The sequence below is a fragment of the Flavisphingomonas formosensis genome (assembly GCF_009755815.1).
Lineage (GTDB): Bacteria > Pseudomonadota > Alphaproteobacteria > Sphingomonadales > Sphingomonadaceae > Flavisphingomonas > Flavisphingomonas formosensis.
In genome coordinates, this window is the sequence record NZ_WRPK01000015.1 from 104819 (window position 1) to 129643 (window position 24825).

At 62.9% G+C, this 24825-nt stretch carries 19 protein-coding genes; 8 read left to right on the forward strand and 11 right to left on the reverse strand.

Annotated features, from left to right (window positions below):
• Positions 1 to 88 precede the first annotated feature (88 nt).
• The 3 genes from GQY20_RS29445 to GQY20_RS29455 all read right to left on the reverse strand — a co-directional run bounded on the left by GQY20_RS29445 (position 89) and on the right by GQY20_RS29455 (position 4259).
• Complete coding sequence (locus tag GQY20_RS29445; protein ID WP_232476322.1) at positions 89 to 2494, reverse strand: membrane-bound PQQ-dependent dehydrogenase, glucose/quinate/shikimate family; 2406 nt, start codon at positions 2492 to 2494, stop codon at positions 89 to 91.
• Positions 2491 to 3462: an SDR family NAD(P)-dependent oxidoreductase gene (locus tag GQY20_RS29450; RefSeq protein ID WP_157220741.1), complete on the reverse strand. Its 972-nt coding sequence runs from the start codon at positions 3460 to 3462 to the stop codon at positions 2491 to 2493. Before GQY20_RS29450 ends, GQY20_RS29445 begins: the two co-directional genes overlap by 4 nt.
• Before the next feature lie 161 nt (positions 3463 to 3623).
• On the reverse strand, positions 3624 to 4259 hold the full coding sequence (locus GQY20_RS29455) for a nuclear transport factor 2 family protein (RefSeq protein ID WP_157220742.1): 636 nt from the start codon (positions 4257 to 4259) through the stop codon (positions 3624 to 3626).
• 219 nt (positions 4260 to 4478) lie between these two features.
• Between GQY20_RS29455 and GQY20_RS29460 the strand changes: the two genes are divergently transcribed.
• From GQY20_RS29460 to GQY20_RS29495, 8 genes are all read left to right on the forward strand, one after another.
• Positions 4479 to 5375, forward strand: a complete 897-nt coding sequence (locus GQY20_RS29460; protein WP_157220743.1) for a DMT family transporter — start codon at positions 4479 to 4481, stop codon at positions 5373 to 5375.
• A gap of 285 nt (positions 5376 to 5660) precedes the next feature.
• A complete protein-coding gene (locus tag GQY20_RS29465; RefSeq protein ID WP_157220744.1) occupies positions 5661 to 5921 on the forward strand; it encodes a 4Fe-4S dicluster domain-containing protein in 261 nt (86 codons plus the stop codon).
• Between the two features lie 179 nt (positions 5922 to 6100).
• Positions 6101 to 6733, forward strand: coding sequence for a TetR/AcrR family transcriptional regulator (locus GQY20_RS29470; RefSeq protein ID WP_157220745.1), 633 nt, complete (start codon positions 6101 to 6103; stop codon positions 6731 to 6733).
• A gap of 614 nt (positions 6734 to 7347) precedes the next feature.
• Positions 7348 to 8592 carry a cytochrome P450 gene (locus tag GQY20_RS29475; protein ID WP_157220746.1) on the forward strand — a complete coding sequence of 415 codons (1245 nt, stop codon included), beginning with the start codon at positions 7348 to 7350 and terminating at the stop codon, positions 8590 to 8592.
• 137 nt (positions 8593 to 8729) lie between these two features.
• Positions 8730 to 10361: a flavin-containing monooxygenase gene (locus tag GQY20_RS29480; protein ID WP_232476323.1), complete on the forward strand. Its 1632-nt coding sequence runs from the start codon at positions 8730 to 8732 to the stop codon at positions 10359 to 10361.
• Positions 10362 to 10602: 241 nt separating this feature from the next.
• The gene (gene npdG / locus GQY20_RS29485; protein ID WP_157220748.1) at positions 10603 to 11265 is read left to right on the forward strand and encodes an NADPH-dependent F420 reductase; all 663 of its coding nucleotides are present in this window, start codon (positions 10603 to 10605) and stop codon (positions 11263 to 11265) included.
• A 110-nt stretch (positions 11266 to 11375) separates the two neighbouring features.
• Complete coding sequence (locus tag GQY20_RS29490) at positions 11376 to 12626, forward strand: LLM class flavin-dependent oxidoreductase (RefSeq protein WP_157220749.1); 1251 nt, start codon at positions 11376 to 11378, stop codon at positions 12624 to 12626.
• 121 nt (positions 12627 to 12747) lie between these two features.
• Positions 12748 to 13647: an SMP-30/gluconolactonase/LRE family protein gene (locus tag GQY20_RS29495; protein WP_157220750.1), complete on the forward strand. Its 900-nt coding sequence runs from the start codon at positions 12748 to 12750 to the stop codon at positions 13645 to 13647.
• Here GQY20_RS29495 and GQY20_RS29500 read toward each other — a convergent pair.
• The 8 genes from GQY20_RS29500 to GQY20_RS29535 all read right to left on the reverse strand — a co-directional run bounded on the left by GQY20_RS29500 (position 13644) and on the right by GQY20_RS29535 (position 24739).
• Entirely contained in the window at positions 13644 to 14132 is a 489-nt protein-coding gene (locus GQY20_RS29500; RefSeq protein ID WP_157220751.1) for a VOC family protein, read from the reverse strand. The genes GQY20_RS29495 and GQY20_RS29500 overlap by 4 nt on opposite strands.
• Positions 14133 to 14155: 23 nt before the next feature.
• On the reverse strand, positions 14156 to 15004 hold the full coding sequence (locus tag GQY20_RS29505; protein WP_157220752.1) for a fumarylacetoacetate hydrolase family protein: 849 nt from the start codon (positions 15002 to 15004) through the stop codon (positions 14156 to 14158).
• A gap of 52 nt (positions 15005 to 15056) precedes the next feature.
• A complete protein-coding gene (locus GQY20_RS29510; RefSeq protein ID WP_157220753.1) occupies positions 15057 to 16226 on the reverse strand; it encodes an alpha-hydroxy acid oxidase in 1170 nt (389 codons plus the stop codon).
• A gap of 42 nt (positions 16227 to 16268) precedes the next feature.
• On the reverse strand, positions 16269 to 17477 hold the full coding sequence (locus GQY20_RS29515) for a cytochrome P450 (protein ID WP_157220754.1): 1209 nt from the start codon (positions 17475 to 17477) through the stop codon (positions 16269 to 16271).
• Between the two features lie 22 nt (positions 17478 to 17499).
• On the reverse strand, positions 17500 to 19137 hold the full coding sequence (locus tag GQY20_RS29520) for a GMC family oxidoreductase (protein ID WP_157220755.1): 1638 nt from the start codon (positions 19135 to 19137) through the stop codon (positions 17500 to 17502).
• 46 nt (positions 19138 to 19183) lie between these two features.
• Positions 19184 to 20050 (reverse strand): amidohydrolase family protein, encoded by an 867-nt coding sequence (locus GQY20_RS29525; protein ID WP_157220756.1) that lies wholly within the window; start codon positions 20048 to 20050, stop codon positions 19184 to 19186.
• A gap of 93 nt (positions 20051 to 20143) precedes the next feature.
• Positions 20144 to 22255 (reverse strand): hydantoinase/oxoprolinase family protein, encoded by a 2112-nt coding sequence (locus GQY20_RS29530; protein ID WP_157220757.1) that lies wholly within the window; start codon positions 22253 to 22255, stop codon positions 20144 to 20146.
• A 96-nt stretch (positions 22256 to 22351) separates the two neighbouring features.
• Complete coding sequence (locus GQY20_RS29535) at positions 22352 to 24739, reverse strand: hydantoinase B/oxoprolinase family protein (RefSeq protein ID WP_198351280.1); 2388 nt, start codon at positions 24737 to 24739, stop codon at positions 22352 to 22354.
• Positions 24740 to 24825 lie beyond the last annotated feature (86 nt).

Genomic DNA, 24825 nt, shown 5'->3' on the forward strand with positions numbered 1-24825 from the left:
GCGCCCGTAGCTCGGCGCTATCACGATCTTAGGCGACCGTCTGTCCTTTTTCAACGATCATGTTGATACGAAGGGCACAACCGTGCAGCTACTCCGCATGTCGCGTCGACGGCAAAGCAAAGGCCATGATCGTGTCGCTCGAACCCGATCGCAATATTGCGTTGCCCCCTGCCGCGATCACCAGATATTGCCTTTTCGATGCGGCGGTGACGTAGGTCATGGGTGTCGCATTGCCGCCGGCCGGCAGCGGAGCCTGCCACAGGATCTTGCCCGTCAGGCTGTCGAACGCCCGGATCTTCCGATCCTGTGATGCGGCGATGAAGGTGAGGCCGCTCCGGGTCATGATCGATCCGCCGCTATTGGGCACGCCGATCGGCAAAGGGACGCGCAGGGGAAGCCCGAAAGGCCCGCTATAGCCTGTGGTGCCCAGCGGACGCGACCACAACAGCCGCCGCGTATCCAGATCGACCACAGCGATCCGGCCGAAGGGCGGCGGGGTACAGGGCATCGCCAGGGGCGAAAGAAACGGCCCCGTCGACAGCGCGAAAGGCGTGCCTTTCTGGGCCACCGGGGAGCCGACGTGCGCACCGCCGTCATTCGACGGCACGATGCCCATCGCATCGGCCTCGGCACGCGGAACGAGCCGCGTATAATTGCCCAGCCGGTTCCAATTGACCGTCATCAGCCGGCGCACGGGATCGATCGACACGCCGCCCCAGTTTATGCCGCCCGCATAGCTCGGATATGTCACCGTGGGGCCGAGGCCGGGTGGCGTGAGAGGTCCGTCATAGCGCGCTTGACGGAATTTGATCCTGCACCATAGCTGGTCCAGCGGCGTCGCACCCCACATGCCGGCCTCGCTCAGGCGCGTATCGTCGAATGCGGGCATTCCCGTCGAGAATGGCTGGGTCGGCGCCAGGAAGTCGCCCGGCGACGGCCGCTGGGGTGCCGGCAGCTCGCGAACCGGCGTCAACGGATGACCATTGCGGCGATCCAGAACAAAGACCTGGCCACGCTTGGTCGGCTGGATGAGCGCAGGCACCACGGCGCCGCCGATTGGCAGATCGACCAGCGTCGGCTGGGAGGCGACGTCATAATCCCACAGATCATGATGGGTGGTCTGAAAGGACCAGCGCAGCTCACCCGTGCGCGAATCCAGCGCCACGACCGAGCTGCCATATGTCTCGCTGGCCGCGGAACGATGCGCACCCCAATAATCGGGCGTGGAATTGCCGGTCGGAAGGAAAACCAGATGCAGCGTCTCGTCGCCGCTCATCGGCGCCCAGCTGTTGGCGGTTCCGCGCGAATAGCTCCGCCCGGGCGACGGCTCGCCATGCTCATGCGGGCGATCCATATCCCACGCCCAGGCGAACCGTCCGGTCGCCGCGCCATAGGCTCGCACCACCCCGGACGGCTCGCCCACATATTGTCCATCGGCAACCCAGCCGCCCACGATGACATTGCCGTCGACGATCGTTGGAGCGGAGGTGACGAGATAATAGCCCAGCTGGGCGCGTCCCATGCCGCGCCACAGGTCGATCGCACCGTTCTGACCGAAATCCCGACAGGGCCTGCCGTCGAGCGCATCCACTGCCATCAGTCTCGCATCCACGGTTGCAAAGAGGATGCGTTCGGCACATTGGCCGTCCGCGCCCGGGGCCTTGTAATAGGCCACCCCACGGCAGGTGCGAGTCGGCGGCAAACGGCTGTGCGGATCGAAAACCCACCTGGCCTTCCCGGTATCCGCGTCCAGCGCCATGATGATGTTGGTCGGCGAGCAAAGATACAGCGTATCGTCAACCATGAGCGGCGTCGCCTCGAACCCGAGCGCCGGGCCCATATCACCAGTATGCGCCGTCCAGGCGAGCTGCAGCCGATCGACATTTGCGGGCGTGATCAGCGACGCCGTGGAATAGCGTGAACCGCCCGGATCATTGCCGTAGTTCAACCATCGCGATGCCGAAGCAGTGGGATCGGGCGGACCAACCGAAGCGGCCGCCAGACGCGAGGGAAACGGAAAGCGCTCGCCTTGATAGGTTTTAGCGATCGCGAACCAGGCTGCCGCGCAAATCAGCAGGGTCCCGGCCATGCTGCACAAGGGCCTCGCGCGCAAAGCCGGCCAACAGACCCAGAAACCGAGAACCGCCGGTGCCGCGAGCCGCGCCTGGAGGCCCCACAGGTCGAGCCCGCATTCCCACAGGCTCCATGCCATGCTGGCGGCGAGCATGATAACGTAGGCCCAGATAGCCCGCCGATCGCCCCGCCAGGAGAACAGCGCCGATGCCAGCACGGCCAATCCCGCCGGCACATAGTAGATCGATCCGCCAAGCAGGACCAGTTGCACACCGCCCCCCAGCAGCGCACAACCGACGATCGCCAGGACTGCCGCCAGCAACCGGCGCGGCCTTCGCCCTCGCGCCGCGACTTCGCAGCGCCCGCTCGCGGCGGAAGGCGGGTTTTCCATGGCATCGGCCACTGAGGTGACGTCGCTCAAAACCGTTCGCCGACCAGATCCTCGCTGATCGTCCAAAGCCGCTTCGCCCGTTCGGGATCGAGCGCGTAGCGGCGCACTCCGCCGATCACGGCATTGATCAGACCGTCGTTGAACTCGGACACATGACAGTCCTCGCAATAACGGCCGCCCACCATCTCGGCCGGCGCCACGACACCGGCCCAGACCGAGGTCGCCGCCCCTTGGGGGATCGACTTGAACTCAAACATGGGCATGCCCTCGGCGGCGAGCTCCTCGTTCATCTGGACGATCACCTCGTCAAATTCGCCGGGACGCATGTGCTGCTGAAAACCGGTCTTGATCCCGCCCGGATGCACCGAGGTGGCGCGGACGCCGCGATCCCGGTGCCGCCGGTCGAACTCCACCGCAAAAAGCATGTTCGCCGTCTTCGAGCGGCCATAGGCGGTCATCGGATCGTAGGGCGGCTTCTCGAAATTGGGATCGTCCAGATCGATATCTGAAACATAGTGCGACGAAGACGCGAGCGACACCACCCTGCCGCCCGGAGAGACCAGCGGCGCCAGGCGGTTGATCAGCAGGAAATGGCCGAGATGGTTGGTGCCGAACTGCGCCTCGAACCCATCGCACGTGACCTCGTGCGCGGCGGTCATCATGCCGGCATTGGCGATGATGAGATCGAACAGACGCGCCTGCGCCATCAGTATGTCGGCACAGGCGCGAACACTGGCGAGCGAACCCAGATCCAGCTCGATAAGCTCATAGCTGCCGCCGCTCGCGCGCGCCGCCGCCTCCACCGGCGCCATGACTGCACGAGCTTTGGCGAGGTTGCGTGCCGCGCCAATGACCTGTGCGCCATGCGCCACCAGCGCGCGGGCCGTTTCGACGCCCAGCCCGGCGGAAACGCCGGTCACCAGGATTCGCTTGCCGCTCAAATCCACCCCTGACAGGACATCGTCGGTGGTGGACTTCGCCCCGAAACCCTGCGCCATCTTCGCTCTCCAACGATTTATGTCTCTTGAGATCAGACATTCGGGCCAAGCGTCAGCGAGGCAGCGCAGCAGATGCGCCACCGCGCCGACGCAGCCGGCGTTGCGAGCGCCGCGCGCCGGAGCAGCCGGCCTGCGCGACGCCGTGAAAATCGATACGAGACCTAGCGGTTGCGACTCTCTTCGCGGAGGCGGAAGCCGCCGCTATCGTAGCGGGTACTCGCCGACACATAATTCTTATCGCTGTCGGGATATTCGAGCGGCGGCTTCTCCCCGTTACGGGTCAGCTCGAACATCACGTAGCTGGGATCCGTCCGATCGTCCTTGCACTTCGCGATGGCATCCGAATTGGGCACGCGCTCATTCACGGCGTCGACCCGGTTCCAATTCTCCACCACCAGGCGATGGAAGATGCGCCATTCCCCGTCACGCTTTTCCCAGCGATCGATATAACGGAGCGAGCGGTTGATCAGATAGGCGACCTCGTTGCGCTCGGTTTCCGCGCAGTACCAGGATTGCGCCTCGGACGTCGCCAGATTGCCGTTCAGTTCGATCACCAGATTCATGATATAGTGGACCTGGCGGTGGGTATTATGCTTGCTGACATCCTCAAACAGGCGAGCAATGCTGTCGCCCTTGAACTTGGAATGGCCGTGGTCGACCAGCGCATCGGGCCAGAACGCATCCTGACACAGCGCACCCTCGTTACGGTCGATGCCGCGCGCATAACGCATGAGCCGATCGTGGATCTCTTGCTTGTCGATCACGGCGCGCATGCGGCTTTCAAGTGCGGTATCCAATCGAACTCTCCTTGAGATTCTGTTGTGCAACGGGACGGTCAACGCAGAAGTGCGCGATCCATTATGGCACCCATTCTCATGGCTCCCAAACGCGCGCGAGCAGTGGCCCCGGACGCCCCATCAACATGGGTGATGACAAATCACACGTCAAGCGATAAGTCCCGCCACCGAGATTCTCGCCGGAGCATCGCGCAAAGCATGCACACCTCGAAACCCAGGATGGCGCTGCTTCTGCGCTTCTGCTCAATCGCGCTCGTCTCGACCACGTTCATGCTCGGCAAGCTGGCGGCGCAATCCGGCATCCATCTTGTGGAAATGCTGTTCTGGCGCCAGGCCATCGGCGCACCTATCCTAATTGCAGGATTGGCTATGACCAATCGGCTCGCATTGCTGCACACCCACAAATTCGGCGGCCATATCTGGCGAGCCATATTGGGCTTGGCCGCGATGGCGCTCAGCTTCGAAACGCCTATCCTGCTTCCCCTGCCGGTCGCAACGACGCTCGGTTTTACCGCGCCGCTGTTCGCGCTGCTGCTCGGGGTGGCATTCTTCGGGCAGCGGGCAAGCCGCGAATGCGCGGCAGCAGTGCTGCTCGGCTTCCTTGGCGTGCTGATCCTCGTTGAGCCAGGGCGAAGCGCCCTGCCCCTTCCCGGCACTGTATGCGGCCTGGCAGGCGCTTTTATGGTGGCCCTGATCAGCTACCAATTGCGCGACCTGGCCCGTACCGAGCACCCTCTCTCGGTGGTCTTCTGGTTTTCCGCCACGAGTTCACCCGTTCTGGCTCTTGCGCTGCCGTTCGTGATGCATGGCCATACGCCGATACAATGGCTGTTGCTCGCGAGCATAGGGATGCTCGGCGTCCTGGCGCAATTCTTCATGTCCGCGGCGCTGAGATACGGCGCGGTAACCAGCATCATCGTGATGGACTACACCGCGCTGATCTGGTCGGTCCTGTTCGGCTGGCTGATCTGGCACGAACCTCTGTCGACCTCGACCTGGCTTGGCGCGCCGCTCATCATCGCGGCCGGCTCGATAGTGGTGCTGGCTGCCCACCGCGCGCAGTGGGCAGCCGATCGCCCCAACAGATCCGCCGAGGGCGACTCCGCTCCGGTGTGAGGGATGGGGGGACGCCACCGATGGGTGGTCTCACGATTGAATCTCCTTCGGGCAGGGCGAAGCCGCCAAAGCGAGCCCCGGGCAAGACATCTACATAGCTGTTGACCATCAAGCCCCGTGATATTAGAGCCTGATGGTTGCTCGATCCGGTGCACGCGATGGCGGGAATACACAAGTTCATGAAAACACGTCCAAAAAAATGAAAGTCCGGACGTCCGACTGCTTCCAGCGCCTCGATATTGATCGACCAACGCTATTTGAGGCCACGATGAGGCTAGTGATAACGTGACCTATGTAATCGTCGAAGCGTGCCGGTCCGAAAAGGCTGCGTCTTGTGTCAGGGTTTGCCCGGTCGATTGCATTCGACCGACGACGGACGATGCGGAGTTCAATGAGACCGAGCAATTGTACATAGATCCCGACGCGTGCATCGACTGCGGCGCCTGCGTTGCTGAATGCCCCGTCGACGCGATCTACGCCGATCATCAACTTCCGGCCGGGATGGAACACATGATAGCGGTCAATGCCGCACATTTCCGCAAATAATCGCGCCCACTCCCCTCTGGCCGCAAGGCCGACACGACCACCTCCGGGTCGAGCGGGGCATCCCAAGTGGCAGAATCCCAGCATCCCTCCTATTTCGCTATCGCTTTGCCCCATTGAACGGTTTGGCTATGAGTGGCAGGCTTGAGGGCAGAAACGCGCGTTTGCAGGGCGAAAGACGAATGAACGGAATCAAGAAGCGGCGTGCGGAAGCTCGCAAAGTGAGCAACGATCGCTATGTCAAGCGCCGCCAGGAGGTGATTGCGGCGGCTGCCAAAGTATTCAAGGAAAATGGCCTTGCGGCCACGAGCATTGATGATATTGCCAAGGCAACCGGCTTGAATCGGGCGTCCCTATATTATTATGTAGGCGACAAGCATGAACTATTTGGCGAAGTTATCATAGACGTCGTCAAGCATAATGTCGAAATGGCCGAGAAAATACGCGATAGTGAGGGAGAGGCAGAAGAAAAAATCCACCAGCTCTTTGGCAGCCTCCTACGATCGTACAACGATTATTATCCTCACGTGCATGTTTTCATGCAAGAAGATTTCTCGCAGATCAGCCACAACAAAGCGTCCGATTGGCTCGATCTGCAAAGACGCTTCGACCGCGCCTTGATCGCGATCATAGAAGAGGGTATGCAGCGAGGAAGCCTGCGAAGCGATCTGCCGGTCAGGCTGGTGGCATTCGGCCTGATCGGCATGGTCAACTGGACACATCGCTGGTTCCACCCGGATGGCCCGGTCTCCTGCGAGGACGTGGCCCAAGTGTTTGCAAAGCTGGCCATTGAGGGCATGCGTAAGGCTGGTTGAGCCGTTGCGAGGGTCCCCTTTGTAGCGATCAACCCGCGAGTCGCATGCTTGGGCCCGCCTGACGATAAGGTGCCGCCGGAGGTGTCTGAACCCGGAAGACGGCATAGGTGCAGGTTGCTTCAACCGGCGGATATCGGTTTCGCTTCCCCGATCGTTCGATAGCGATTGAGGCTGGACAACGGCGTGGCGCGCCAATCCGCTTTCGGACGGCGCCATATTACCCAAGAGCATGCCACCTCCGCCCATCCGGTCGCTGTCGAAGCGCCATTTCCCTTTCCTCGCGCAGATCCGGCCTACAGGAGCCCGACCCATCGCCTCCCCCTTCCGTGCCAAACCGGTCGCCATCCACCCTCGCGCAAATCGTCCTGCTGCCCCGTTCGGTTTGAACGGCAATCATCGAACGACCCATTTGCCATCTATCATCAGTACTGTTGACGCGCCGGGCCCTGCTCGTTATCTCATGCCGCGAGGCCATTTGACGAACTCCTTCGTGGCCCATGACGCATTCCGGCATCGGAACGGAGATGGCAAAGAAGGAGCAAGCAAGAAGCAAAGGCCGAGGGTGCTCATCGCATGATGGGCGAACAGGAGACATAAATGATGCGCTTGTGCGCTTGCATCGCCAGATCGCCAGCCACGGTGAGCCGGATATGAGCCGGGACCTCCCTGAGTTCGGCACGCCGCAAATGCTGGAAGACCCGTTTCCCTTTTTTGAGGATAAGCGGGCGCAATGCCCGGTCTTTTCCGTGCCGAGCCGCAACGTCCATATCGTCACGCGGCGTGAAGACATCGAGTTTGTCGCACTGCATCCCGAGATTTTTTCCAACAAGGGGCGCGCGTCGCTCGAGACCTTCCCCGGCCAGCGTTACAAGACCATGCCCGACCTCGCCAGCATGGATGGGGAAGAGCATAGGGAGGTACGCAAGGCGCACATGGCGTTCGTATCCCCCAAGCGCCTTCGCGAGATGCGACCGGCCATGGAAGCGGAAGCGCACAGGCTCATCGATCTGTTCATCGATCAAAAGGAGATCGATTTTATCCCGAGCTTTGCCAAGCCGTTCCCGGCATGGGTGATGGGCAGCGCGCTCCTGGATTTGCCGCGTGAAATGCATGCCCAGCTTGACATTTGGGCAGTCAATTATTTCGATCTGTTCGACAAGAATTTGCATCGCGGCGGCACGAACGGTCCCGATCGGCGCTTGATCGACAGCTATGTGGAATTCACCAACTATTGCGGCGATCTGACCGTATCGCATCGGGAAAACCCGCGGGACACACCGCTCAGCGAATTTGTGAACACAGCCAAATCCGATGGCGAACTCTATAGCATCGACGAGATGACCTGCTTCGTCCGCCTCTTGGTGGTGGGCGCGCAAACCAGCACGAACCTGATGGCGCAGGCGTTGGTCGACGCGATCCGGCTGGGCCCGCAGTTGGACATCACCGACCGCCGGGAAACGCAGAAGCTGCTCGACGAGTCGCTGCGCCTCGATGGCCCAGCAACCTATGGTCCGCGCGTCTGCACGCAAGATGTCGAACTGGGCGGCGTTCACCTGCCAGCGGGCAGCCGAATCATGCTCGCCTGGCAATCGGGCAATCGCGACGAAGCGACCTTCGAAAATCCCGACCAACTGTGCCCCAATCGCGAGAAATTGGCCAAGCAGCTCGGTTATGGCCTCGGCGCGCACCGTTGCATCGGCGCACCGCTTGCCCAGCTCGAAGGCGAGGTGGCTCTGCAAGCGCTGTTCGGCCGTTTCAAAACCATTCGCCTCTCGGACAAGAATGATTTCCGGCACGATACCTCGCTGACGAGCATGCGGAACCTGCTGGCACTTCATCTCGAACTGGAAGCCGCGTGACGGCCTGAGTCGAAACTCCGGCCCGACCGTTTTCAGCAGGGCAGGAAGCCGATGGGAAACACCCGGAACAGCCGTGCCGGATCAACGAATGTCAGCAAATGCGCGATCGGGAAATTGCGCGAGCAACGGAGCGGATAATGCAATCGGCAAAAAGCGAATTCGACGTCATCATTATCGGAGCGGGCGTTACGGGCCTGCACCAGCTGTACGAGATCCGCAAACTCGGCCTTTCGGTGCGCGCCTATGATGCCGCCGGCGGTGTCGGTGGCACCTGGTGGTGGGCGAGATATCCCGGCTGCTGCTTCGATTCCGAAGCGCAGGCCTATGCTTACGGCTTTTCCGAGGAACTGGCGCAGGAGTGGGACTGGAAACATCTCTACACCAAGCAGCCGGATATCGAGAAATACCTCAACTACGTCGCCGACAAATTCGATCTGCGCCGGGACATTCAGCTGAACACCGAGGTCAAGGATCTTCATTGGGATGCCGTACGCAGCCGTTGGGATGTCCATCTCAGCGACGGCGAGCATGTCCGCTCACGCTTCGTTATCGCAGCCGTCGGGATCATGCCGTCGCTCGCAACCTACATACCAGACTTTGCCGGGCTAGACCGGTTCAAGGGGCAATGGTTCCATGCCTGTCTGTGGCCGCAGGAGGGCGTGGAGCTGGCCGGCAAGCGCATCGCGGTGATCGGCACGGGATCGAGCGGCGTGCAGCTGATACCCATCGTCGCAGAACAGGCCGCTCATCTCACCGTGTTCCAACGCACTCCCAACTACTGCGCACCGCTGCGCAACGCCGAAGTTCCCGATGCACTTCAGCGTGAGTGGAAGGCGAATTATAAGCAGATTATGGAATTTTGCCGGAATTCCCTGGCAGGGTTTCCTTTCGAGTTCGACCCGCGCAAGGCGATGGAAGTGCCCAAGGAGGAACGCTGGGCCCAGTATGAACGGCTCTGGAATCGTCCGGGCTTCGAGAAGTGGCTAGGCAATTTCGCTGATATCGGCACGGACCCCGCAGCCAATGAGGACTTCTCGGAGTTCATTCGCGGCAAGATCCGCGAAAGGGTGAAGGATCCGGTGCTCGCCGAAAAGCTCGTGCCGAAGGATCATGGCTTCGGCACCAAGCGTCCACCCTTGGAGACCAACTATTATGAGGCGTATAATCGCGACAACGTAAAGCTTGTGGATTTGCGCGAAACGCCGATTGTCGAATTCACCGAAACCGCAATCCGCACGACCGAGGAAGACATCGAACTGGATATGGTCATTTTTGCCACCGGCTTCGACGCCTTCACGGGTGGTTTGACGCACATGAACATCGTCGGCCGCAACGGCGAGACTTTCAGTCATGCCTTCAAGGATGGCCCCCGTAGTCTGGTCGGTATCATGACCTCAAACTTCCCGAACTTCTTCACCGCCGTGCCGCGCGCAAATTGCAATTTCCCGCGCTGCTCCGAAGTGGTGGTCGACTGGATCACGAATTGCATCCAGTATCTCGAGAACCACAATCTGCCTTGGATCGAGCCGACTCCAGAGGCGGAAGCGGAGTGGGACGATCATGTCGCCGACTTCGCGAAAGACCTGCTGCTGGTGAAGAACGATGTCGCTTCCTGGTTCACCGGTGCAAACATCCCGGGAAAGAAGCGGAAGTTCCTCCTTTACGCCAACACTCTCCCCGGCTTCCGGGAAAAGATCAATGAATATGCCCGCAACGGCTACGCAGGCTTCGTCTTCGGGCAGCCCGCCGATGCCGCGACGGCCGCATGAGCTGGTAGGTCCGCACAGGCACTCGGCCATCTGCCGGCGCGCCGGCCCGGTGAGCACTGCGGTCGATTGGCCGCAACCGTGACTGCAGACCCGCGGACCATTTCCTAGATGTGCCGGGTGCCTGCACGAACACGGCCGCGGGCGTCCCGGGCAATACCAAGCTCGCCGGATAATACGATTGAACCAAGGAGCAGGATGACAGCACCGCGTAAACATTGGATCCATAGGGGGAGGTCGACGCATGAACATTGAAAATAGGCGCATCGCGGTGATCGGTGGCACCGGCAATCTTGGCCTGGCGCTGGCTGCGCGATGGGCCGCGGCAGGAATGCAGGTTGCAATCGGCTCGCGCTCCGTGAAGAACGCCGAGGCTGCGGCCGAGCCGATCGGAGCCGGATTCGGCCAGAATCGCGATGTCGCCCATACGGCCGATATCATCGTGGTGACCGTACCTGCCAAGGCTCAGCTCGACACGCTGAACGAAATTGCGGATGTGGTGCGAGGCAAGCTGGTGGTGGACACCACGGTACCACTGGTGCCGCCGAGGGTGGCACGTGTGCAACTGCCGGCAGAAGGCTCGGCGGCTATGCGCGCGCAGGCCACCATGCATGATGACGTCGAGTTGATTTCAGCGTTCCACAACGTGGCTGCGCAGAAGCTGGCAAAGCCAGGGGACGTCGGCTGCGATGTCCTGGTGTTTGGCGACAAGCCCGAGATGCGCGATATCGGCATAGCCCTCGCCGAAAAGGCGGGCATGCGTGGTATTCACGGGGGCCCGCTGGCCAATTCGGCCGCAGCGGAGGCGATGACTTCGGTGCTTATCCACATCAATCGCGTTTACGGCGTCGCGGAAGGCGCCGGGATCCGAATTAGCGGCGATTTGCAGCAACCTAGCGCTGGCTGAACCCCCACCAGACGCCTGCGGGGAACAGCATGCGACCCATTTATCAACATAGTAGTTGACAGATAGAATGCAGCAGAGCATTCCCGTCCAAAGAAAGTTTGGGGACTGTTATGAAGTTCGGTACATTTTATCAGCAGCAGATGCCGCGTCCCTGGGATGATGGAGAAGAAGTTAAAAGCTTCTCGAACCACATCGAGCAGGCGGTGCTCGCCGACGAGCTTGGCTTTCACAGCGTATGGGTTACCGAGCATCATTTCCTCGAGGAATATTCCCATTCTTCGGCTCCGGAAATTTTCCTGGGAGCCGTTGCTGCGCGTACCAAGCGGATTCGGCTGGCGCATGGCATCCGCCATACTCCGCCTGGCATCAAGCATCCGGCCCGTGTCGCCGAGGAAATTGCCACGCTTGACGTGATTTCCAACGGTCGCGTAGAATTCGGCGTCGGGGAGGGAGCCACCCGGCTCGAGCTCGGCGCACATTATATCGCCGGCCGGGAAAAGCGGGCGATGAGCCTCGAAGCGAGCGAGCAGATCGCCAACATGCTCGCAATGTCCCCGTACCCCGGCTGGGACGGCGAATATTTCAAGATGGAATGCCGCAACATCGTTCCCAAGCCCGTGCAGCGCCCACATCCGCCTATGTGGCTGGCCTGCACCAATCGAGAGACGATCGCGCTTGCCGGCCGGCTGGGTATTGGCGCGCTCGCCTTTTCCTTCGTTGATCCCACGGAATCGGCGCATTGGGTCGAAACCTATTATAATGCGATCAAATCCGATGAGTGTGTGCCGATCGGGCACGCGGTTAATCCGCGCATCGCGATGGTCAGCGGCCTGTCGATCGACGATGACCGCGCCACCGCCATCCGCGATGGCTATGACTGTTTCAACTTTTTCAAATTCTCGCTGAACGCCACGCTGATGCGCGACTCCGTTCCAGGCTACACCAATCTCTGGGCTGATTATGTCGCCGAGCAGGCTGACAATGGCGGATGCGACATGGCGATCGCGGAAGCCCTGGCCCAGGGGGATGCATACACCGGCGCCTCCGGCACCGTGGAAGATGTTCGCCGACGGATGCGGCTTTTCGAGAATTCCGGCATCGATGAGGTGATCTTCACCATACAAGGTGGACGTCGTCCGCACGCGCATATCTGCCAGACACTGACTCGTTTCGCCGGCGAGGTGATGCCCGAATTCCAGGCTCGGGATGCAGCGCGCCGGGCACAGCTCGACGCCGAACTCGCCCCCTATATCGAGGCGGCCCTGAAGCGGAAGAAGTGGATGAAAGCACTCGACCGTCATGAAGTGCCGGTGGTGGAAGGCATTCGCAAGAACATCAGCGCCACGGTGAGCCAGCTCTGATGTCGCGATGCGACATTCGGACACGATGCGAGTTCCCGGTGCGGTGGGAATGGAAGCGCGGCGCGGATACGCTCCCGTCATGACCATTCATCGGGACAAACGGATGGGGAGCGTCGTTGGTATGAAAGTGCCGATCTTTGATCACGTGCTCGCCGAGGACTTGGGATTTACCGAGGGACCGTTATGGACATGCCGCGGCACCGTCATGGCGGTGGGGCTTTCCCGGGGCCTCGTCTACGAGATTGATCCGGCAGATGGGTCGCGGATCCGGTCGGTGGAGATCGGGGGGCGGCCCAATGGACTGGCCGAGGGCGCCGAGGGCGACGTCTGGGTCGCCCAGGCCGGCCACAGGGGTGCACCGCCGTCGATCCAGCGTATCCGCGGCGACGATATTACGACCTTTGCGGAACGCTTCCATGCGCCCAATGACTTGGCGTTCGGCCCCGACGGCTTGCTGTGGTTCACCGATCCGGCCGGTCATGCTCTGGGCGGCGCGCCGCAACCGGGGCGGATATGGGCGATGGATAGCGAGAGCGGCATCTTTACGCTCAAGGCCGAGGGGGTGCTTTATCCCAACGGATTGGCTTTTTCGCCGACGGGCGATGCGCTCCTCGTCGCCGAAACGGCTACCGCGCGTATTTTGCGCTTCGACTATGCCGCCGGCATGCTCGAAGGTCCTACGCTGTTCGCGCAGATGGACAATGGCCATCCGGACGGCATCGCCTTTGATCAGGAGGGGAACCTCTATGTTGCGTCCACCGATGGACGCGACGTACAGATATTCTCGCCCCACGGCGAACTCGCCGAGATCATCGCGCTGCCGCCCCAAGGCTTTGCTACCAATTTATGCTTCGGCGGCGCGGATGCATGCACGCTCTATGTGACCTCGGCAAAGGGCGGGATGATCCTGTCGAAGCCGCGTAGCGTGCCGGGGCTGCCGCTGCTGAAGCCTCAGGAGCTTCCGGCGACGGTCTTCCACCTCCCCACGCAGGGCTTGGCCCGGCTCGCCGCATCCGATTAATCGGGTTTCGATCCGGGCACGAAGCGATGCACCGTTTCGATCGCCTCGTCGAACGTCATCGATATGAGCTCGATGACATGTCCGTCCGGATCTTCCACAAAGACAAAGGGGCGTCCCGTCTGATCGTTGACGGGGAATTGCAGCCTTCCGCCCGCCGCCTCGGCCCGAGCGGCTGCCGCATGGACGTCGTCCACCTCGATACAGAAATGGAGAATGCGGCGCTGCCAGAGCGGCCGCTCGTCCGGCGGGCTCACATCGTCACCGAAGCCGATCTGCGCCAGCTCGATGCCGCCCCCCGGCAGGGCGAGATGTATACCCCGCTGGACGATGCCCGAGCCTGGCGCATCGAGCAACCGCTCGACGAACGGTCCGCTCCGCGGCACTGGCCTCGTCCCGATACGCGCGCCGAAGGCCGCCTGGTAGAATGAAGCGGATCGGTTGAGATCGGCGACCTGAAGTGCGATATGCTGCAATTTAGCGGCCATGGCTTTCTCCTTGTCGACTGTAGCTAGGCGTCGCGAGACACAATGCGCTGACGCTGGCTTCCCAAGCCGGCGATGCCCAGCTCGACCACGTCACCGGGCTGTAGCCAAATGGGTTCCGGCTTCATCCCCATGGCCACGCCGGGCGGCGTCCCCGTGGCGATGACATCCCCCGGCAGGAGGGTCATGAAACGGCTGCAATAAGCGACGATCTCGCGCACGGAAAAGATCATCGTCCTGCTGTTGCCGGATTGCCGCCGCACCCCGTTTACATCCAGCCACATGTCGAGATCCTGCGGGTCCATCACCTCGTCCGGCGTGACCAGCCAAGGGCCGATAGGGCCGAAACTGTCGCAGCCCTTGCCCTTGTCCCATTGGCCACTTTGCCGCTGGAAAGCGCGCTCGGAAACATCGTTCACGACGCAATAGCCGGCCACATGGTCCAGCGCGGCATCCTCCTCGACATAGCTGGCCTTGCGGCCGATCACGACGCCCAGCTCCACCTCCCAGTCGAGCTGAGTAGAGTTGCGCGGCTGGATCGTGTCGTCATTAGGCCCGCACACGGCGCTGGGCGCCTTCAGGAAGATGATCGGCTCGCTGGGCACGGCCATGCCCGATTCCGCGGCATGGTCGGAATAGTTGAGGCCGATGCAGATGAACTTGCTCAGCCCGGTATAGGGCACCCCGATCCTCGGCTTACCCGGAACCAGGGGAAGACTCTCGGGATCGATCTGCCTCAGCCGTTCCAGGCTATCCGCGGCCAGGGTTTCCGCAGTGAAATCGGGACAGACGCTCCGCGCGTCGCGCAGCCGGCCGGCATTGTCCACCAGTGCCGGCTTCTCCTCTCCGAGGGCCCCATAGCGAGCCAGTTTCATAGCGGATACCCCTGTTTCATCTCGATCTTCATCTTCACGTGCGGCGCCTGCTCTATCGTACGCCGAGCGCCGCAAGGGAGCGCGTCGTCAACATCGACCGATCAATCTCGTCAATCCGGCTCATCCCGCACAACGCCATGGTCAGATCCATTTCACGCTGAATGATCTCGAGGCTGCGCCGCACGCCAGCTTGCCCATGCGCGCCCAAACCATAAAGGAAGGCACGACCGATCATCGTGCCACGCGCGCCGAGCGCCAGCGCCTTCAGTGCATCCTGCCCAGAAGTGATGCCGCCATCGAGCCATATCTCAAGCTTGTCGCCCACCGCCTCGACGATGGACGGCAAGGCGCTGATGGAGGAGGGAGCGCCATCCAGCTGGCGTCCGCCATGGTTGGACACGACGACGACATCCGCGCCGACCTCCACGGCCTTGCGGGCATCCTCCACATCCATGATGCCTTTGAGGATCAGCTTGCCGCCCCATAATCCGCGAAGCCAGCGGACGTCGTCCCAGCTCACCGACGGATCGAACTGCTTGCTGACCCAATCGGCAAAGGAGAGTGTGCCCTCCACGCCGCTCGCATGCCCGACGATGTTGCCGAAGGTGCGGCGGCGTGTCGCTAGCATCGCCGCGCACCAGCGTGGGCGCCTCGCCATTGCGATCATGCTGCGCAACCCCAGCCGCGGCGGCGCCGACAAGCCGTTACGCAGATCCTTATGCCGTAAGCCTTGCATCGGCAGGTCGAGCGTCAGCACCAACGCCGAGCACCCCGCGCGCTTCGCGCGTCCGACGAGCGATTCGACGAAGGCCCGGTCCTTCATGATGTAGAGCTGGAACCAGAAGGGCACGCTGGTGTGGGCGGCGACATCCTCGATCGAGCAGATGCTGACCGTCGAGAGCGTAAAGGGGACACCGAAGCTTTCGGCCGCGCGGGCGGCCAGGATCTCGCCATCGCCATGGACCATGCCGGCGAAGCCGACGGGCGCCAATGCCACCGGCATGGTCACCCCGCGCCCCGCCATCGTGGAACCCTGGTGCCGCCCGGCGATATTCACCGCAACCCGCTGGCGAAAGCACAGGGCGGCAAGATCCCGCGCATTGGCTCGGTAGGTCGCCTCGCTCCACGAACCAGCGTCGACATAGTCGTAGAACATCCGCGGGACGGACCGGCGCGCCCGCTCTCGCAGATGCTCGATACATGTGGCCTCGCTATCGCGCATAGGCCGGCACCCTCTCCCGGACGGATCGCAGCACCGCCGGTATCAGCCCGCCGGCACCAGATCGAGGTGAAGTTTGTTCAGGACGCGAATCGCGGTCAGCGACGTATCGTGACGGAAATCATTCTTCGGCGAGAGGCGGATATCCGCGAACCGGCCGAACAGCGCCTTCAGGGCGACCCGGCCCTCCAGCTGGGCGAGCGGCCCGCCGATGCAGCGATGGATGCCCTGGCCGAGCCCCAGATGGCGCGCGAGATTGGGCCGATCGGGCCTGAAGCTATCCGGGTCATCGAACATCGCCGCATCACGATTGCCAGAGTGCCAGGCCATGAATATCCGCGAACCGGCGGGCAGCGCGATCCCACTCAATTCCACCTCCTGCGTGGTCGTCCGCGGGCAATAGGTCGCCGCGCCGTCCTTGCGCAGCGTTTCGTCGATCAACCGATCGAGATGACGATCGTTGGTGAGATCACCGCGATCCTCCAGGCGGATCACTTCGACCACCGACTGCGCCAACATCGAGGTCGAGGTCTGCGCGCCCGTGACCAACAGCCGGATATAGGTCGCCATCTCGTCGATGCTGAACAGCGACCCATCGCTCTTGCGGGCATTGACGAATTCGCTGAGCGGATCGCCCCGCGGGCGCTCACGCAGCTCGACGGCCATGTCCCCGCAAAAGTTCATGAAATCGACATAGCTTTCGATCAGGCGCGGCGGCAGCGCGGTCACGTCCGGATGATGCAGCAGCTGATCGAACAATTCGAAGAAATCGACCGCCCACCGGTCCACCTGCATATGCATGTCGCGCGGCAGGCAGAGGATGTAGCCCATGACCCAGGCCGGATACGGCTTGGCGAAGGCCTCGATGAACTCGACCTCGGGCTCGTCCGCGAACCGATCGATCATCGCATGCGCCTCGGCCTCCATGGCGGGGAGTATTTCCCGCAGCCGTTTGGTCGAGAGCAGCGCGAGATGCGCTGTCCGAATCTCGCGATGCTCCGGCGCGTCGGTACCCACGAGATCGGGCGTCGTCTGGTAGCGCTGGCCAGGAAAGCTGAGCACCGGCGTACGTCCGCGGCTGGAGAACAGCGCCGGATTGCGCAGGACATATTCGATATCCTGGTGACGCGTCACCACATGCATGTTGCGGGAAGGCACCGGGAACACCGGGCAATGCGTGCGGGCATGCGCGAAGAACGGAAACGGATCCTCGAGCATTTCGGCCGAGCCGAACTCGCTGTCAGCGCTGGTCATCTCTGTCTCCTTGCCGTGCCGGTCATGCTGCTTTCGCCATCCTGGCATCCTCCAGGATCAGATCGGCGGCGCGCCAAGCCGTCGCCATGGCCGGACCATTGGTGTTGCCCGAGATGGTACCTGGCATGATCGAGCAATCCACGACCCTGAGCGCGGCGACGCCCCGGACACGCAACCGTTCATCCACGACCGAAGCCGCGTCGCGCCCCATGCGGCAGGTGCGCACCGCATGCGTTCCGCAGACCGCCATGCGCCGAACCTCGGCGAGGATCTGCTCGTCTGTCGCGATGTGCGAACCGGGGACGCGTTCCTGGACGATCAGGTCGGCCAACGGAGGCCGGGCGGCGAATGCGCGGATGAAGTGCACCATTTCCACCGCCTGACGCCGGTCATGCTCGGTGGCAAGCCAGTTGGGCGTGATATCGAGCGGCGCATCTGGGTCGGACGAGGTGATGGCGATGCGCCCTTCGCTGGTCAGGTGGTTGAGCGAGGCCAGGATCGATATGCCCGGCTTGCGATCGACCCGCGCCATCTGCACCGGGTTGTTGCGACGCTCGTCCAGCGCGAAGGTGATGCCGCCGATGAACAGCTGGAGATTGGGGGTGGCCTCGGCATCGCTGGTGCGGACGAAGGCGCCCACTTCGAGCGGGCCAGTGCCGAGGGGACCGCCGCCCCAAACCAGATATTCCGCGATGCTACGCACGAGGCCGAGCCCGTAGAGCCGATGATTGAGCCCGCGGTCACCCTTGATCCTGAATGAGGTCATGAAGCCCATATGCTCGAGCAGCCGGCCTCCGACGTCGGGGCTGTCGTGCAGCACCGCGATACCCAGCGACGAGAGCAAGGCCGCCGGCCCGATGCCCGACAGCTGCAGGAGCTTGGGCGAATGGATCGTGCCGGCCGAGAGGATCACCTCGCGCTTGGCATGCCATGTCACCTCCTGGCCGCCACGCCGGCCCTGCACGCCGACCGCGCGGTGATCCTCGAAAACGACCCGATCGACCTGGGCGCCGGTCATGATGGTCAGGTTGCGGCGATGCCGGACGGGATCGAGAAAGGCAACACTGGCGCTCTGCCGTTTGCCCTTATGAATGTTGTGGCAGATATAGCCGATGCCCTCCTGATCCTCGCGATTGAGGTCCTCGCGCCGTTCGAGTCCCATGCCGACGCCGGTCTGGATCGCGATCTCCGCCAGGGGATAGCGCAGCGTGCCTGCACTGATCCGCAGCGGGCCGCCCACGCCCCGCACGCCATCGTCGCCCAGCTCATGATCCTCGATGGAACGAAAGGCGCGCTTCATCGCCGCCCAGTTCCATTCAGGGCCGGCTTCCTGTGCCCACGCCTCATAATCCTCGGGCTGACCGCGCATGTAGATCATGCCGTTGATCGCGGAAGAGCCCCCCAGGCCGCGACCGCGCACCCATCCTTCATTGATCGGCATGCCCTCGGCCCGCGGCTGGCTGACCGCATAATGCCAGGCATGGCGCGGGTCGTTGACCAGCTTGCCGATGCCCTTGGGCATGCGCACCATGAAATTGCGGTTTGTGCCGCCAGCCTCGATCAGGAGCACGCTGACCGCAGGGTCCGCGGAGAGCCGATTGGCCAGCACGCAACCGGCCGATCCGGCCCCGACGATGATATAATCGTAGCGCAACGTCACGACTTGCCGCCCTTTCTACGGGGGATTCGCATCGGCGCGACCGGTCTCACGCCGGCCAGTCCAGCCATTTACGGATCGAGCCGCCGAGAACGGCAGCCGTCTCGGCTTCGCTCAGCTCGGTATTCGCACGCAGCGAAAACAGGATCTCGCCCCAGCATTCACCAGTATGGACCACGCTGGCGTCCGATCCCCACATCACCCGCTCGGCGCCGAAGGCATCTACGGCGCGGCGGAGGATCGGCCAGACCTTCTCCCCCGGATAAGGGGGAAGCTCGAACACGGACGCGGCATGAACCCATTTGAGCGCGATATTAGGCACATCGGCGAGCCTGAGGACCTGCTCGAAATCCGCCAACTGTGCGTCCGGGCCGCCAGAAACGCCCTCATAGCCGGCGAGAAAGCGGCGCATGCCGTTGGAAAGCATGCCGCAATGATCGACAATCACCCGCAGGCCGGGAAACTCCCTGGCATAACGCGCAATCGCCTCCAGCTGGCGCGGCGCGAACACGAACAGCGGCAGGCCCGCCCGCTCGGTCGCGGCGAACAGCTCGGCATAGTCGCCGGCAACGAACGCATCCCCTTCCGGCTTTTCCATGCCGGGGCCGATAATCCGGATCGCCTTCACATGCGGCGCCTGCCCGGCCAGCCGGATCAGCGAGCTCACCTCGGGATCCCTCCGATCGACGCGCAACAGGCTCGTGAAACGGGTGGGGTGCAGGATGGCGGCGAGCTCAATGGTCGGCTGCGTCACGCGGAACACGCCGTTGGGCAGCCTGTACCCGGGATAGCCGTTCCACTCGCCGATCCAGAACTCGTCGATCACCGCGCTGGCGATGCCGAGCGCGTCCATCATGGCAAGTGCCTGGTCGATCCCGCCGGGGCCGTAATGAAATTGCGCGTCGACGATGTCCATGGCGCAAGCCTCTCGCATATCTGGGCCGAGCCGAGCCGACCGGCGCCGCCCGAGCCATTTCCTCACTCATTACGTGACAGGCGCGCCGCCTCGTCAGGCAGTGATCGTCACGCTGCCGAAGTCATCGACGCTGGCCTTCTGCCCGTGTCGCAGCACCAGCGTGGTCACCCCGAACTCGACGATCGCCGGCCCCGTGACCGCCCCGCCCGCCCCGAAGCCGTCGCCATCGTAGATCGGCGTTTTCTCCGGCTTCACGCCATGCTCGTACCAGATGACATCGCGGTGACCCTTGAGACGTGGAGCGCCCTTGGCCGGATCCACTTTCGGGGCCAAGGTGAAATCGCTGACGTTGGCACGGGCGAGCACACGCTGGGCGGTCATGGTAATGCCGGCGGCGGCATAGCCGCTACCCTGGCCATAGAGCCGCTCATAATCGCTTTCGAAGCGGGCGACCAGCTCGTCCGCCTGCTCCTTGCCGTAGGTGCCGTTCGGCGCGCGGACCGGCACCTCGTTGATCTGCATGGTATAACGGATATCGGCGGTGCGTTCCCATATAATCTGGTCGCGCCCAATCCCTTGGACCGCCATGCGTCGTGCAGCCGCTTCCTCCAGCATCGACCAGCCCCGGTTCAGCGCTTCAGGATCAAAGGGATATTCGAGCAGATGGGGGAATTCCTCGACGACCACCGCGTCGGACGAGGCGATGCCGAATGCGGACCAGCCCGCTGCTAGGTCGCTGAGCGGCATGATCACTTCCTTGATGCCGAGCTCGCGCGCCAGCGCCATGGCGTGGACCGGCCCCGCTCCACCATAGGCGTAGAGGCTGAAATCGCGCGGATCATAGCCCTGCTGGACGCTGGCCAAGCGGATCGCGTCAGCCATCTGGTTGTCGACGATGCGCAGCGCGGCAGCGGCGGCCTCTTCGGCGCTGAAGCCCAGCGGCGCGCCGACCCGCGCCAGCGCGGCGCGCGCGCCCGCGAGATCAAGCTTGATCGCCCCGCCTAGGAAGAAATCTGGGTTGAGGCAGCCCAGCACCAGATTGGCATCGGTCACCGTGGGCTCGACGCCACCGCGACCGAAAGCGACCGGGCCGGGTCGCGCGCCGGCGCTACGCGGCCCGACGCGCAGCGTACGCATCTCCTCATCGAAATGGATGATGCTGCCGCCACCCGATCCGACCGAGCGGACGTCGAGCGTCGGCACGAAATATTCATACATCCCGTGACGCGTGGTGGAGCGATGCAATGGCTCCCCATCACGGATCACGCCGACGTCGAACGTGGTGCCGCCCATGTCACCGGTGATCACCGCGGCGCCGCGGCCCTTGCCGCCCTTGCCCACGACCTGCGAGAGCGCGCCGGCGCCGATCAGTCCCGCCACCGGTCCGGAGCCTATCGTCAATACCGGCAAGGCACGAGCCGAAGCAGAATCGATCAGGCCGCCCGTGCAGGTCATGATGTTCAGCGTGTCATGGTAACCGATCTTCTTAAGGTCCGCCTCGAGCGCACTGAGGTAATCGGTCATCGCCGGGCCGGTGAGCGAATTGATCACGGTCGCGACGGTGCGCTCATATTCGCCGTTTCGGGCAATCACCTCCGACGACACCGAGACGAACATGCCAGGGACGCATTCCTCGATAAGCTCCCGTACTCGCCGCTCATGTGCGGGATTGGCAACCGCCCATAGCAGGGAGACCGCGAACGCTTCGGCGCCGGCCGCGTGCAATCGCCGGATTTCGGCGCGGCAGCCTTCCTCGTCGAGTTCGACCAGCACCTTGCCGTCGAAAGCGACGCGCTCGTCGATTTCCCCTACCATGGTCTTGGGCACGAGCGGTTCGGGCTTATAGTGGGCGGCCACGTGCGCGATCGTTTCGGGTGGCAGGCCTACGAGCCGCGCGCCACCCTGCATGCCGAACAGCACATCACGATGGCCACGCGTCGTCAGCAAGCCGACCTTCGCAGTACGGTTCTCCACCAAGGCGTTCGTGCCGACGGTGCAACCGTGATAGACACCTTTGGTGGCAGCGATCAGCCGATCCAGCGTGAGACCGAGGCGCTGCGCCACCACCCGTAAGGATTCCACGAAACCGGTCTGGAAATCCGGCGGCGTGGAGCTCGCCTTGCCTATCGTCACCCGCCCGGCATCGTCGATCACCACGCAATCGGTGAAGGTGCCGCCGATATCGACACCGATAACGTAACCCATGCATTCATCCTTCCCGCCTTACGCCGGCGCGTCCGTCATCGAGCGCCAGCGCATATGATCATGCGGCCTGGAAAGGCCGCGAGCGCACCGATGCGCCTATGCCGCGCCCGGCTCGGTCAGACGCATGTCACAGAGCACCGGCTCGTCCGCGCGCACCACGTCCATCGTCATCAGCGTCTGGCAGCCGGGGCAGCAATAACGCCGGAACCGCATCTCCTCGTCGAGGAACACCACAGGGTCCTTCACTCCGGGGATCTGCGTGACCGGGCCGCTATGCTCGAGCAGGCCCTCCTTATAATTGCCGGCATAGTCGCTCAGCACATGGCTGCAATGCGCACAGGCGAGCACCCGCTGGTCTCCCTCATCACGCGCAACGATGTATTCGTGCACCGATGCCGGCGGCGCCCCTGTCGCGCGTGTGAAGCCATTGGGCCGCCGTTCACAGTCCGACGTGGCGCCCGCCGGGCGCCAGCGGCTGCGCTCGGCGCGGATGGCAGAGCGCAGCGACCGGGTCGCCGCGACGTCTGGCGCCCCATCGGCGCGCAGCACTGTGCCGTACACGTCGCGCGCTACGTCGACCGAGACGTAACCCAACAGCACGTCGCGCGCCACCATCTCGGCTTCGCGCAGCAGCGGATCCCCGTAGCCGCCGCCGCCGCAGAAGGTCGATTCCATCACGTCGCCAGGCTCCAACGGCGTGCCGTTGGACTTACCGCGCAGCAAGATATCCTGGGTGGAGGACAGCTCGGCAATCGCGGCCGGCATGCGCCGTGCCGCGAACATCTCCGTGAGGTTGGTGCCCTTGCGGACGATGTTGTGGCAGGTCGGCGACGGGAGGCCGCCGAAAAGCCCCATCGCGCTGAACGTGGAGGCGATCTGCCCGCCTGTATTCGTGATAGCCGAGATTTCGCGTGCCCTGTATGGCGTAAAGGCGAACTTCATGCCAACACCGCCCCGATAGCGCCCCGCCCCGCCGCTGTCCTCCAGCTCCTGTCGATAGAGGTAGAGGATCGGATAGAATTGCTCGGTGTCCTCGACGTTGATCATCTTCATCAGCGGGCTCCAGGTCGCCCCGCCTGTATCGACGCCGTCCCGCGTCGATCGCCCCCCTGATCCGGTGGAGACGGCATCCATCAGACCCGTTCCGAAATAATTGCCGCGATCATCACTCCCTGCCAGCACGAGCAGCGGAAAGCCCGCGCCCGATGCGAGCACATCGGATTTGAGCTCGGGATCGCAAGCCAGCATCCGCGCGATGACGTTCATGAAAGCATTGGTGTGGATCACGACATTCTGCACGCCACCGCTGACCGCGGCCGGATAATCAGCGCAGGTGAGGAGACCCGGAGTGGGACAGAAATCGATCTGTCTTTCGGCGCCGCCGATCGAGAACATCTGCTCATAGAGCATGGTCACCGCGACAACGCCGAGGAACTGACCCGAAAACGCAGCATAGACGAAGTTCAACGGTCCGCTCACCTGCCGGTCGGTGCCCTCATTGTCGATGATGATGCGATCACCCTCCTTGGTGATGTTGACCTGCATGCGATAGGTATCGCGGTGCCCGGGCATCAGCTCGTCGAAATAGCGTACCTCCGACCACCGCCCGTCAGGAATGCGGCGCAGCTTGTCCTGCATCGAGAGCTGGGCATTATCCAGCACGCGCCGCATCGTGGCCTTGACCACGTCGGGGCCGAACTGGTCGCATAGCTCGCGCATCTGCTGCACGGCGAAGCGGCATCCCGCGATCTGCGCACGCAAGTCCAGCGCCAGCAGGTCGGGCACGCGCGACTGGCGCAGGTACATCTCCTCCAAATCCCGCCGCACGACCCCGCGCTCGACGATCTTGAAGGGCCTGAAGATTGTCGGATCGCTATACACGTCGGGCGCGTTCTGCGGCCAGCCGCCCGGGGTGATGCCACCGCGATCATATTGATGGCCCGCATTCGTCACCCAGGCGAACAGCCGGCCATCGATGAACACCGGGCTGGCGATCAGCACGTCCATCTGATGCACCGCGCCGATCCACGGATCGGTCGCAAGAAAGATGTCGCCATCCTCGATGCCCGGATCGGCGCTGAACTTTTCCATGATGAAACGAATGGCCAATGGCGCGCCCGCGACGAGGCACTGCAGATAGGGCGCATTCATGGCGATCTCGCCACGCTCGGTCATGATACACATGTTGAAGTCGAGCGCCTGGAAGACGGGCGAGCCGGAAATGCGCGTCAGCGTTTCGCCATGGGCAAGGTTGATGGTCCACAGCCGGTTGCGGATCACCTCGAAGGTGATGGGATCGAGTTCCGCAACGGCGTCGCTGTCGAGTTCGAGCTTCGAGGCGACTCGTCCGAGCCAGTCATGCGCCGGACGATAGGAATGGATGCGCCCATCCCAGAAAGCAGGATCGACACCCTCCCTCGCGGTCGGGCCGGGGGAGACGCCGTCCGTCTTCGCAAAATCCGCATCGGCCAGCTGCGTGGTCATCAACACTCTCCATGGCGGCCGACCTGTGCCGAGCATCGCCCACTATCGCCGCGATCTCCGGGATCACGGCTTCTTGGCAATTTCTA